This is a genomic window from Arthrobacter sp. Z5-13 (genome assembly GCF_056499105.1).
In genome coordinates, this window is record NZ_CP096460.1 from 931,888 (window position 1) to 944,622 (window position 12,735).

Here is a 12,735-nt window from a genome sequence, read left to right on the forward strand (position 1 = left end):
CAAAACAACTGCAGTGACGGGGCTAGCCGAGGTTCTGGTTCACTTCGGAGATCAGGGCCTTTGCAGCATCGCGGGGGCTGATCTTGCCGAACAGAACGTCGGTATTCTGGCGGGTCAGCACTTCCATGGTGGCGGAAGATCCGGCCGGGAAGGGTAGCGGAGCTTCAAGGTTCATCTCGGCAACCCGGTCCAGGTAGCCTGCCTCCTTTTTCTGCCCCTCCTTCAGTAGCGGTTCGATGGCTGCCTTGGTTTCAGTGTTGGCGGGCATTCCACGGTCGGTCTTTATGAGCTTGCCCGCTTCGGGGCTGTTGACCAGGAAGTTCAGGAATTTGGCGGTTTCCTTGGGGTGCTTTGACTTTGAAGAGATGGCGTATTCCATGGAGGACCGCAGCCAGGTTCCGCCCTTTGAGGACTCTCCCGGCAGCTTGAGCATCTCCAACGGGGCGTCCGAGTAGGAAACCATTTGGTTGCTCCAGGAGAGCTTCATGCCCTGCTTGCCCTGTCCCAGAAGGGTCTGCTCGGGTTGCGATGAGGCATCCTCAACAGTCTGCGAAGCGCTGGGTGCACCGCCGGTTTCCATGAGCTTCTTGTTCAGCTCGAACCACTTCGTGGCAGTGTCCTCGCTGATGGCAAGCTTCTTTCCGTCGTCGGTGTACAGCTTTTCGCCGTGCTGGCGCGCCCAAACTGCGAGGAAAGAATCGTTGGCCATGGAGGTGGTGCCAAAGGTGCCTTGTGGGGAGTTCTTGGAAATCTTCCCGGCGATTGTCACGTAATCGTCCCAGGTCCACTTTTCATCGTCGGGAAGCTCGACGCCGGCAGTCTTGAAGACGTTGCGGTCGATGACCATGGACATGGCGTTGACCCCGGCGGTGACGGTGTACTGCTTGCCTTCTATCTGCCCCAGTTCGAGGGTTCCCTCGGCAAACTTGGAGGTGTCGATCTCATTCTTGACTGTCTCAAGGTCCAGCAGAACACCGCGAGTGGCATATTCACTCGGGTAGGAGCCGCTCATTGTGAAGATGTCCGGAGTAGTGCCGCCTGCGATCTGGGTGGCCATTTTGTCCCAGTAAGCGCTGAATTCCGTTGTTTCTGCTTCGACCTTAATGGTGGGGTTTGCTGCCTCAAAAGCCTTGATGACTTCCTGGGTTGTCTTAGCCCGGGCGTCGTTGCCCCACCAGGAAAACCGGATGGTCACAGGCTTCTCCACTGTCCCTTCCTCGCTGGGAGAGGAGGCGGCGCCGCAACCAGTGAGCAGGAGTGCTGAGGCGGCCGCCGCCGCAACCGTGCACAGGAAAGTTCTCGCGAGACCAAACATCAATGTCTTACCTCTCGTTTGTGGTTTTCCTGTTCATGGCTCTACAGTGATCCCGACCACAGAAAACGCTTTCTCGAAAGCTAGCAAAAGGCTGTACAGGAGTCAAGAAAGCGTTTACTTTGGTACGAGTACGCTTCGGCCGGTTGAGGAAGTCCCGACTGACTTTCCCACGGTGAACCAGCGGGGCCGCGATGACAAAGGAGACAAGATGGCCGTGAAAACACATGGCATGCAGGGGGCGGCGTTGCCCGGCCTGACCTGCTCCGCAATGATGGCGCAGGAGGCGCCATGAGTGCGATCAGTGAGCTTTCCTCACTGACTCGGCGCAAGGGGCCGGTCACGGCCGCTGAAAGAAAAGCAAACGGCCGGGACAACAAGGCCGCCTACATATTTTTGCTCCCTTGGCTGGTGGGACTGCTCGCCATCACTATCGGGCCGATGCTCATGTCCCTCTACCTTTCCTTTACCGACTACAACCTGCTGCAGCCGCCCGAATGGACGGGCCTGGATAACTTCACCAGGATGCTCAGCGACGCCCGCCTTCATAATTCACTCGGAGTCACCTTCACCTACGTCCTGGTGGGCGTTCCGCTGCAGTTGGCTGTTGCCCTCCTGATTGCATTGGTGCTCGACAAAGGGCTTCGTGGACTGCCGTTTTACCGTTCGGTGTTCTATCTTCCGTCGCTCCTGGGAGGTTCAGTGGCGGTCGCCATCCTGTGGAAGCAGATTTTCGGCACCACAGGCCTGGTCAACCAGGCTCTTGCGATGTTCGGCATTCAGGGGCCCGGGTGGATCTCGGATCCCAGCACTGCTCTCGGTTCCATCATCCTGCTTCATGTGTGGACATTCGGCGCCCCCATGATCATCTTCCTGGCAGGCCTCCGCCAGATTCCCAATATGTATTACGAGGCCGCCGAAGTGGATGGTGCCAGTACGCTGCAAAAATTCTGGCGCATCACTCTGCCGATGCTCAGCCCCATCATCTTCTTCAACCTCGTGTTGCAGATCATCGGCTCATTCCAGTCCTTTACGCAGGCGTTCATCGTCTCCGGCGGGAATGGCGGCCCGTCCGACTCCACGATGTTCTTCACGTTGTATCTCTACCAAAAGGGCTTTGGCCAGTTTGATATGGGCTATGCCTCAGCCATGGCCTGGTTCCTGCTGGTAATTATCGGCGCATTTACCGCCATCAACTTCATCGCTGCTAAGTATTGGGTGTTCTACGATGACTAAAATTCAGGCGCTTCCTGCAGCGGACAGCAAGTCCGTTGACACCATCACCAAGCCCGCCTCTCCACGTCGGCCGCGGGAATCCCGGGGCAGCCTGGCGTTCAGCCGGCGAGCCCGCATCAACGGACTGGTTAAGCACGCGATTCTGATACTGGCCGGCGGCCTCATGATCTATCCGCTGCTGTGGATGGTGGTTTCCTCACTGCGGCCCAACGACCTGATCTTCCGGGAGCCTGGATTGTGGCTCAACAGTTTGGAAATGAGCAACTACACCGATGGTTGGTCAGCCCTGACCCACCCGTTCGGGCACTACATGATCAACTCGGCAATTGTGGTGATCGGCTCCATCCTGGGCAACCTGATCTCCTGCTCGATGGCCGCCTACGCCTTTGCCCGGCTGCAGTTCAACGGTAAGAAGCTGTTCTTTGGCATCATGTTGCTGACTATCATGCTGCCCTTCCATGTGGTGATTGTGCCCCAGTACATCCTGTTCTCGCAGATCGGCTGGGTGAACACTTTCTGGCCGCTCATTGTGCCGAAACTGCTGGCCACCGACGCCTTCTTTGTCTTTCTGATGGTTCAGTTCATCCGAGGCATTCCTAAAGAACTGGATGAGGCCGCAAGGATCGACGGCGCTGGACACCCCCGCATCTTCCTACGCGTGATCCTGCCGCTCATGGTGCCTGCCTTGGCCACTACCACCATCTTCACGTTCATCTGGACGTGGAATGACTTCTTCGGCGCCCTGATTTACCTGACGGATCCGGACATGTTTACCGTGCCTGTTGCTTTGCGCGCCTTCGTTGATTCGCAGTCCAGCACCAGCTGGGGATCCCTCTTTGCGATGTCGATTGTCTCCCTGCTCCCCGTCTTCCTGGTGTTCCTCTTCGGCCAGCGTTTCCTCATCAAGGGAATCGCCACCACCGGAATCAAATAGGCCGGGCTTCCCGTCATCGGCAGTATCAGTTTGCGGTGGCGGGAACATCCCTTTGGTACTTGTATTACAAGTTGCCATCTTGTATTATCAGTTAGAAAGCGTTTTCTCTAAATCCGTTCATATCCGTTCCAGATCAAAGAAGATCGGAGTTCCACGTGCCGCTATTTCCCTTTCGTGCCGCTCGTCAGGCACCCAAACCAACTCCTGCCAAAGCCGCCAGCCGGCTCGGGCGGGTAGGCGCAACTGCCGCAGCCGCTGCCGTCGTGCTTGCCCTCACTGCTTGTGGCGGGGGTGGATCCCCGCAAAGTGCCGACGGAACAGTCGAGCTGCGCTTTTCCTGGTGGGGAAGTGACAAGCGGGCCCAGGTCACTCAGGCAGCCATTGACGCCTTTGAGGCTCAGAATCCAGGCATTAAGATCAAGCCGGAATACGGCGACTGGAGCGGTTACTGGGACAAGTTGGCCACTCAAGTGGCTGCTAATGATGCCCCGGACATCATCCAGATGGATGAGAAGTACATCACGGAATATTCCAGCCGGGGGGCGTTGCTGGACCTATCCAAGTACGACATCGATACCAGCAAGTTTGACGAGGCTGCCCTGAACGCCGGCAAAGGTGAAGATGGCCTGACAGGGATTGCGGCAGGCATTAATGCTGCGACGATCCTCGCCAATCCGGCGGTTTTCAAAGCTGCAGGAGTAGAGCTTCCGGATGACAGCAAATGGACCTGGGAGGACTTCGAGCGTATCGCTGCCGAAGTCACTGCGAAATCGCCGAAGGGAACTTATGGTGCTGCTGCTTACGGGACGGACGAGGCTTCCTTGGGCGTTTGGTTGCGGCAGAATGGCAAGTCCCTCTACACATCGGACGGAAAGTTGGGCTTCGAGCCCAGAGACATCGCCGGCTGGTGGGCCTTCCTCAAGCAAATGAGTGAAAAGAAAGCTGTGCCATCTGCGGCAGAAGTGGTCGAAGCGGAAGCGGCACCCCTGGACCAGAGTGGCCTTGCAACAGGCAAGAACGGCCTCGCATTCTGGTGGTCCAACCAGCTGCCAGCACTGGAGAAGGCTGCGGGAGGTGAGCTGAAGGTCCTGCGTTTCCCGTCAAAGACAGGTTCAGCCTCCGACGCCCAGCTCTGGTACAAGGCCTCCCAGTTCTGGTCCGCCTCATCCCGGACGAAGCACCCGGAGGAAGTCGCCAAGTTCATCAACTTCCTTGCTAACGACGTGAAAGCCGGTGAAGCCCTGCTTGCTGACCGAGGTGTTTACCCGAACTCCGAGATTCGCGAAGCGATCGCCCCCAAGCTGACTCCCGCTGACGTCAAGGTGGTGGAGTTCATCGATCAGATCAAGGGTGAGCTTGGTGAGGCGCCGGCCCCGCCGCCGAAGGGAGCCGGAGCCATCCAGGAAATCGTCAAACGCTATACGTCTGAGGTTCTTTTCGAGCGACTGTCCACAGATGAAGCCGGAAAGAAGGCCGTCGACGAGATGGCAGCAGCTATAAGCAGTTAGCCAAAACAACGACGGCGTCGGTTCAGTTTCTGGGCTTTGGTCCTGCTGAACAATAGCTACGCAAGTTTGCCCCAACCGGATTATTGAGGGATCCGCTTGGGGCATTCTTGTGTCCGGGCTGTGGCCCGTGTTTGATCCACTCCCGAGTTTTCCACTCCCGTGGTTCGGCTCTCGGTTTGATCCGCCCCGTGCTGGATCGGCTTCCCGGTTTGATCCGCCCGTGCTGGATCGGCTGCCCCGTGTTTCAGCGACCCGCGTGTTTGTTGGGCGTCCGGGTTGTTGGTGGAAGTAGTGGTTTTGTCGGGGTTGTTGGGTGGGGTCGATGTGTGGTGGTGGGATGAACCAGGGGATGCCGTGGGGCATGTGGATGGTCCATTGTTCTTTGTGGATGAGGTGGTGGTGGTGGCTGCAGAGGAGGGTGCCGTTGTCGGTGCTGGTGGGTCCGTTGTGTGACCAGTAGGTGGTGTGGTGGGCTTCGCACCAGGGGGCTGGGATGGTGCAGCCGGGGAAGGTGCAGCCTTGGTCGCGGGCGGTGATGGCTTTGCGGATGTGGGGCGGGAAGATGCGGGTGGTGCGGCCGATGTCGAGGATGCGGCCTTCGCTGCCGAGGAGGATGGGGATGATGTCGGCGTCGCAGGCTATTTTGCGGATGGTGGAGGCGGTGACGGGTCCGGTGAACGCGAACGTCCCGGTCCCCGTCCCTGTGTCCGTCCCCGTCCCTGTGCCCGAACCGGTGCCTGGGCCTGCGCCCGAACGCGTGGCTGTGCCTGTGTTGGTGTTGGTGTGGTTGAGGCGGGTGAGGAGATCTTGGTAGTCGATGGTGACCATGACCTGGGGTCGGAGGCCTCCTGTGGTGGGGAGGTGGGTGGTGGTGAGGGCTGTTTTGCAGGCGCCGATGAGGCCGTCGAGGAGTCGTTGGGGCCGGGTCCTGCGATCCAGGGCTGCTGTCTCTGCGGCTGATTCATCCGATACCACGTCTGTGGGTGCTGCTCCGGCCGGATCCTCTGCTGCCGCTTCTGTTCCTGCCCCTGTTTCTGCGGCCGGGGTTCCTGGTTCGGCCGAAGATGGTGTGGGGTGGAGGCGGGGGTTGGTGGCGGTGTTCATGGCGGTGAGGAGGTTTTCGTATTGGTCGGTGGTGGCGAAGATTTCGAGGTGGTGGAGTCCGCGGCGGGTGTGGCGGATGAAGGCTCCTTGGCGGTGGCGGAGTTCTTCTTCGGAGGGTTCGGTGCCGTCCTGGTCGATGGCGTCTGCCCAGCGGCGGGTGATGCGGGTCAGGAAGTCCTGGTCTTCTTCGGTGGCGGTGCGGGTCAGGGCGTGTTCCATCCGGTTCAGGGTGTCCGGGTCCGTGACGTGCTGGGCGCGTTCGAGGGCGAGGGTGATGATGGTCGCGGCGCGGGAGGGGATGGCCCCGGTGGCGTAGGCGGTGGCGAGTTCTTCCCGGGCGGGCGGGACGGGTTGGCCGGTGATTCCGGTGGAGGGCAGGAGCGCTGAGGCCAGGGCAAGGCGGCGTCGGGCTTCTGCGATGCTGATCCGCAGCCGGGCGCGGAGGAACTCGGCAGTATTCCGGCACCCATCCCCAACAGGCACAGCAGACCCCCGACCGGAAGGAGCAGCAGATCCGGCAGCACCGCGACCGGAAGCGCTGCCGGCCCCGTTTTCCACTGTTTCAGTGCCCCACCCGGTGGTCCACCCGGCCGAAGTGTTTGAGCTGGCGGCTTCGGTGCGGGTGCGGTCCACGGCTGCGGCCGCGAGGACCTGGAGGTATTCCACGGTGCGGGAGAGTTCCTCGACCTGGCCGGCGAAGTCCGCCGCGTCAGTGAAACCGGACAGTGCGAGCTCACCGGCCGCCGTCGTCCGCGCCGTTCCCAACAACTCAACACTCGCCGCCACCGCACCGGACACACCGCCATCGAAGACGCCGTCGGACTCTGATTGCATGGAAACGGTGGGTCCGGAAGCCAGAGGAACCGGATGGGACGCTGGGATGCTTCGCAAACCTCGAACCGGCAGCGGAGGAGGTCCAACAGGGACGGCACTCAACTGCCGCCGGCGCACTACGCCAGCTGCTGCAAGTTCCCCCATGGCTTCCATGGAACAACTCTGCCAAAGGGGTACGACAAAATAAGCCCAAGAAGTGCGGACCAGTCGAGCGCCGAAACGAGAACTAGACCGAGCCTTCCCGAGACGTGAACTTCCATAGGGTCCCGCCCAAAAGAACGGCCTAGTCTTCTGCGACCACTGCCACGGCGCCCGCTGCTACAGTTCCGCTGAAACGCGTGCCCGAAACCAGATCTACTCCGGAAACTGAAACCGAGGCATTCATCCTCGAATGATTGATCGCGAAGACAAAACTCCTGCCATCCTCATTGCGGCGGCGGGTTAGTTCCACGCCGGCATCTGAGGCTGCCACGGAGGAAACCCCGGATTCGGTCAACAGCCTTTCCACCAGGGCCTCGAGGCTGTCAGGCTCCGGGAATGTGGCGAGATACCAAGCGGTTCCAGTGCCAACTTCGCGTCGTGTCAGGGCCGGAACACCTTCCAAGGGATACTCGGAGAACGTCGCCAGCACCTCCGCGGCCCCGTCCCCGCCCGCGGCCCCGTCCCCGCCCGCGGCACCGACCCCGTGGCAGCCAGGGGCCCCATCCCCGCCCGCGGCGCCGCCGCCACCGTCCTCAACGTCAACGACAACATGAACGTGCTCGCTCCAAACCGAAGCCGTCCCACCGTCGCTGAGCTTCAGCTGTTCACCGGCCAGCAGCGGGTGGAATTCCTCAACCGTGATTCCCAGGAGGTCACGGAAAGCGCCTGGGTAGCCGCCCAACCGGACGTGGTCATGCTCGTCAACTATCCCGCTGAAATAACTGACAAGTACCGTTGCGCCACCGCGTGCAGCGGCCGCAATATTGTCCGCGAACTCATCCGAAACGTTGTAAAGCGTGCAGACAAGAACCAGGTCGTAGCCATCGAGGGACGCGGAAGGATGCACAAAATCCACGGCAACGCCGCGCAGGAACAGGGACCTGTGGAAGCTGCGCAGGAGGTCCAGATAGTTCACGTCCTGGCTGGGGTGGGAATCCAGTTCGGAGGCCCACCACGCTTCGTAGTCGAAAACGATGGCCACCCGGGATTCAACCCGTGAACCGCGGACCGGAGCCAAACGCTTGAGGGTAGAGCCAAGATCCACCACTTCCCGCCAGACCCGGGTGTCCCGGCCGCCGTGGGGGACCATGGCGGAGTGGAACTTTTCGGACCCTGCGTAGCTTTGCCGCCACTGGAAGAACATCACAGCATCCGCTCCACGTGCCACATGGGCCAGCGAGTTACGCAGCATCTCGCCGGGCAGCTTTGGCCGGTTGCGTGGTTGCCAGTTGACCGCCGACGTCGAGTGTTCCATGAGGATCCACGGGTCACCACCCGCGATTCCGCGCGTGAGGTCGGCGCTGAAGGCGAGCTCCACGTGTGATTCCGGATCCGCTGCCACCAGGTAGTGGTCGTTGGCAATGACGTCCAGGTCCTGCGCCCAATCGAAGTAATCAAGGGACTTGGTGGCGCTGGTGGCCATCAGATTGGTGGTGGCGGGGATTTGCGGGGTGACCTCACGCAGAACGGCAACCAAGGAACGATAAAAGTCCATCAACGCCCAGGAGCTGAAGCGTTTGAAGTCCAACTGCTGCCCGGGATTTAGAGTGAACGGCGCTACCCGCGGAGGCAAAATTTCCTCAAATGAAGCATAATTTTGAGACCAGAAAGCTGTGCCCCACGCACGGTTCAAAGCTTCGATCGTTCGGTAGCGCCGTTCCAGCCAGCGGCGGAACGCGGCAGCATCCTCGTCACCATAGAACTCTGAAACATGGCAACCAAGTTCGTTATCCACGTGCCACAAGGCCAACGCCGGGTGCTCCTTGTACCGCTCCGCAAGCACTCGCGTCATTCCGGTCGCGTAGCGCCGGTAAACGGCCGACGACGGCGAGTAGTGCCGTCGGGAGCCGGGACCCAGCACCGTTCCCTCGGCGGTAACAGGAAGGATTTCCGGGTGCTTGTGCACCAGCCAGGGCGGGGGAGCGGCGGTGGCCGTAGCCAGGGCTACCTTGATCCCGGCAGCCGAAAGATTGTCCAGTACCTCGTCCAGCCACTTGAAGTCGTACTCGCCTTCGCGCGGTTCCAGCGTGGCCCACGAAAAAATCCCGACGCTCAGGAAAGTCACACCCGCTTCTTTCATGAGGTCCAGGTCCTCAACCCGAACGTCCACCGGCCACTGCTCCGGGTTGTAGTCGCCACCGTAGGCGATGCCGTCCAAATGGCTCCAGGGAGCTGTGGGCGGGAGGGATTCCTTGCGGGACATGGGGGACTCCTTTGTCAGTGGTGCCAGAAGCGGAACTACCAAATTCGATCTTTTGGAAAACGCTTGCCCAACTGGGCGATAACCGATATTGTATCGTTTCAGAAAGCATGTTAGCCAGCTCACTACTTCCGTTGTAGGGACCACCCGAACACATGCTGACCCAAATCGAGCAAGGAGGCTCTCATGATCAACAGAAGGAATTTCCTCACCACGGTAGCGCTGGGCACAGCGTCTGCCGCCGTCCTGGCAGCCTGTGGCCAGCCATCGCCCGCGCAGACAGGCTCTGCTGAGAACCCCGTCACCATCAACTACACCTGGTGGGGCAACGATGACCGCGCCGAGCGCACCCGCAAGGCAATCGCTCTCTTCGAATCCAAGAACCCGGATATCAAGGTCAACGGCAACTTCACCGACTTTGCCGGTTACTGGCAGAAGCGTGCCACCGAAGCTGCAGGCGGCGGCCTCCCCGATGTTATGCAGTGGGACCTCTCCTACCTGCGCGACTACGGCCAGCGTAACCAGCTCCTGGACCTCAGCACCGTGAAGATTGACACCTCGGCATTCGACAAGTCACTGCTGCCCTCGGGCCAGATCAAGGGCAAGACTTTCGGTATCCCCACCAGCACCAACGCCTTCGCTGTCTACTACGACCCCGCCAAGCTGGCCTCCCTCGGCATTGCAGAGCCGGACGGCTCCTGGACCTATGACGAATACAACGCCTTCCTCACCGAGGTGGGCACCAAGAGCGGCGGTGCACTCTTCGGTTCCAGCGACTACACATCTGTGTGGTGGATGTTCAACATCTGGCTTCGCCAGCAGAACATCGAAGCCTTCACCGAGGATGGCAAGCTCGGTTTCAGCAAGGACGATCTGAAGGAATGGTGGGACAAGGTTGGTGACCTGCGCGGCACTCCGGCCATCATCCCTGAAGAGCGCGTAACGCAGCTCGCGCCGAAGTCGGCGTTTGGCTCAAATGCGACCGCCTCGGAGGTCACCTGGGACAACTTCATGGCCGGGTACCTTGGGGACAGTGGCGCCAAGGAGCTCAAGCTCGTGCCTGTCCCCTCCGACGATCCCAACAATCTGGGCCTGTTCCTGAAGCCGTCCATGCTCATGGTTGCCAGCGCCAAGACCAAAAACAAGGATGCAGCCGCTCGCTTCATCGATTTCATGGTCAACGATCCCGAGGTCGGCCAGATCTTCAAAACCTCCCGCGGCGTTCCTGCCTCGAAGACCCAGCGCGACGGCACTACATTCGAGGGCACCGACAAGCTGGTTGTTGACTACGAGAAGTCCATTGAGAAGTACCTCAAGGACGCTCCCGAGCCCCCCATTGTTGGCTTCGGCACCCTCGAGGCTTCCTTCAAGCGAATCAGCGCGGACCTGAACTTTGGCAAGCTGGACGTAAACGGCGCAGCCGACGCATGGTTCAAGGAAGCCGAAGACCTCATCAAGCAGAACGCCTGATCAGGCAGAATGTCCCAATCAGGCTTCACAACTGACGGAATGAATTCGTGACTCAAAGCCCAACCCTGAGCAGGCGTTCGACGTCGTCCGATCTCCCGCTGCCGCGCAAATCGCGGCGGCGGGGGGCGGATACCCGCGCCGGCTACACTTTCCTGCTGCCCTGGCTGTTGGGATTCATCGCCCTCACCGTAGGCCCGATGATCTCATCGCTATACCTGTCCTTCACCAACTACAACCTGTTCGAACCACCCAAGTGGATCGGGCTGGACAACTACATGACGCTGTTCCAGGACGAACGGTTCCTGCAGTCGGTGGGTGTGACAGTCAACTACGTGGTCTTCGGTACGCCGATCAAGTTGGCGGCCGCACTCGCGGTCGCCATGCTCCTCAACAGCAAGCGCAAAGGCCAGGGGTTCTACCGTTCCGCTTTCTACGCGCCGTCACTGATCGGGGCCAGCGTGTCGATTGCCATCGTCTGGAAGGCAATGTTTGGCGATTCGGGGCCGGTTGATCAAAGCCTGTCCTTCTTTGGCATCAACCTCGGCGGCTGGGTGGGCAATCCGTCCATGACCATGCCGATGTTCATCCTGCTGACCGTCTGGCAGTTCGGCGCACCGATGGTGATCTTCCTGGCCGGTCTGAAGCAGATTCCGGGCGAACTCTACGAGGCTGCATCAATGGATGGGGCGGGCCCTATCCGGAAGTTCTTCAACATCACCTGGCCCATGCTCTCCCCGGTGATCTTCTTCAACCTGCTTATGGAAACCATCCATGCTTTCCAGATCTTCAACGCCGCGTACATCATCTCGAATGGTGAAGGCGGTCCGGCAGGCTCCACTCTTTTCTACACTCTTTACCTGTACCTGCGGGGCTTCAGCGACTTCCGGATGGGCTATGCGTCAGCGATGGCGTGGCTCCTGGTGATCGTTGTTGGCATCATTACCCTGATTTTCTTCCGCACGTCCAAGTCCTGGGTCCACTACAGCGGTGATTCGAAATGACGACCATGGCAACCCCAACAACGTCTGCAGCGGACACACAGGCGCCGCACTACAACCCCAAGTCCGAAACCGCAGGCGCCAAGCGGCTCAAGAGCGTCATTTTCCACATCGTGGCACTTGCGCTGACGGCAGTGGTGCTCTACCCGGCACTGTGGATGATGGCTTCGTCCTTCAAGCCGAATGCAGAGATCGGCGGTTCGAATACGTCGCTGTGGTCAGATAACTTCAGCTTCGACAACTTTGTGACTGCAATGGAGGGCATCGGTGGGGTATCCACCATGACGTTCTTCACCAATTCGTTGATTTTGGCCCTCGGGGCCGTGGTGGGAACCATTCTGTCCGCCAGTGTCTCGGCCTACGCGTTCGCCAGAATCAAGTTTCCCGGCCGCAGCATGTTCTTCGGGATGATGATCGCCACCCTTCTCCTGCCATTCCACGTGGTGATCATTCCGCAGTACATCATCTTCAATCAGCTTGGCCTCGTGGACACCTACATCCCGTTGCTGGTTGGCAAGTTCCTTGCCGCTGATGCTTTCTTCGTCTTCCTGATGGTCCAGTTCATGCGGAACCTCCCGACGGAACTCGACGAAGCAGCAAGGATCGACGGCGCCGGGCATGCCAGGATCTTCGGTTCGATCATGCTTCCGCTCATGAAACCCGCGTTGATTTCGACGTCGATCTTCTCCTTCATCTGGAGCTGGAACGACTTCCTGGGTCCCCTGTTGTACCTCAACACCCCGGAGAAATACCCACTGCCGCTGGCACTGCGGCTCTTCGTGGATCAGACGCAGAGCTCGGACTATGGCGCGATGATTGCCATGTCCGTCCTGGCGCTGCTCCCAGTGCTGGTGTTCTTCCTGGTGTTCCAGCGGTACATCGTTGAAGGCGTCTCTACCCAGGGCCTCAAGGGCTGACGGAATTCAAGGGCTGGGAGA

At 59.9% G+C, this 12,735-nt stretch carries 8 protein-coding genes and 1 pseudogene; 6 read left to right on the forward strand and 3 right to left on the reverse strand.

What is annotated here, in order from left to right; translation table 11 throughout:
- Positions 1-22: 22 nt before the first annotated feature.
- Positions 23-1,315 carry an ABC transporter substrate-binding protein gene (locus tag M1E02_RS04410; RefSeq protein ID WP_479376943.1) on the reverse strand — a complete coding sequence of 431 codons (1,293 nt, stop codon included), beginning with the start codon at positions 1,313-1,315 and terminating at the stop codon, positions 23-25.
- Between the two features lie 288 nt (positions 1,316-1,603).
- On the opposite strand from M1E02_RS04410, the gene M1E02_RS04415 reads away from it, so the two are divergent.
- From M1E02_RS04415 to M1E02_RS04425, 3 genes are all read left to right on the forward strand, one after another.
- A complete protein-coding gene (locus M1E02_RS04415) occupies positions 1,604-2,548 on the forward strand; it encodes a carbohydrate ABC transporter permease (RefSeq protein WP_479376944.1) in 945 nt (314 codons plus the stop codon).
- On the forward strand, positions 2,541-3,482 hold the full coding sequence (locus tag M1E02_RS04420) for a carbohydrate ABC transporter permease (RefSeq protein ID WP_479376945.1): 942 nt from the start codon (positions 2,541-2,543) through the stop codon (positions 3,480-3,482). Before M1E02_RS04415 ends, M1E02_RS04420 begins: the two co-directional genes overlap by 8 nt.
- Positions 3,483-3,637: 155 nt before the next feature.
- Positions 3,638-4,990, forward strand: a complete 1,353-nt coding sequence (locus M1E02_RS04425) for an ABC transporter substrate-binding protein (RefSeq protein ID WP_479376946.1) — start codon at positions 3,638-3,640, stop codon at positions 4,988-4,990.
- 279 nt (positions 4,991-5,269) lie between these two features.
- Here M1E02_RS04425 and M1E02_RS04430 read toward each other — a convergent pair.
- Together M1E02_RS04430 and M1E02_RS04435 are read right to left on the reverse strand one after the other, a co-directional pair.
- Positions 5,270-7,081 (reverse strand): annotated as a pseudogene (locus M1E02_RS04430) (HNH endonuclease signature motif containing protein); the annotation flags it as partial.
- Between the two features lie 130 nt (positions 7,082-7,211).
- The gene (locus tag M1E02_RS04435; RefSeq protein ID WP_479376947.1) at positions 7,212-9,332 is read right to left on the reverse strand and encodes a beta-galactosidase; all 2,121 of its coding nucleotides are present in this window, start codon (positions 9,330-9,332) and stop codon (positions 7,212-7,214) included.
- Between the two features lie 183 nt (positions 9,333-9,515).
- Between M1E02_RS04435 and M1E02_RS04440 the strand changes: the two genes are divergently transcribed.
- Genes M1E02_RS04440 through M1E02_RS04450 form a run of 3 tightly spaced genes read left to right on the forward strand, consistent with a single transcriptional unit; the run spans position 9,516 to position 12,714 of the window.
- A complete protein-coding gene (locus M1E02_RS04440; protein WP_479376948.1) occupies positions 9,516-10,799 on the forward strand; it encodes an ABC transporter substrate-binding protein in 1,284 nt (427 codons plus the stop codon).
- A gap of 47 nt (positions 10,800-10,846) precedes the next feature.
- Positions 10,847-11,800 (forward strand): carbohydrate ABC transporter permease, encoded by a 954-nt coding sequence (locus M1E02_RS04445; RefSeq protein WP_479376949.1) that lies wholly within the window; start codon positions 10,847-10,849, stop codon positions 11,798-11,800.
- Positions 11,797-12,714, forward strand: coding sequence for a carbohydrate ABC transporter permease (locus M1E02_RS04450; protein ID WP_479376950.1), 918 nt, complete (start codon positions 11,797-11,799; stop codon positions 12,712-12,714). The genes M1E02_RS04445 and M1E02_RS04450 overlap by 4 nt, the downstream gene beginning before the upstream one ends.
- The last annotated feature ends 21 nt before the right edge of the window (positions 12,715-12,735 follow it).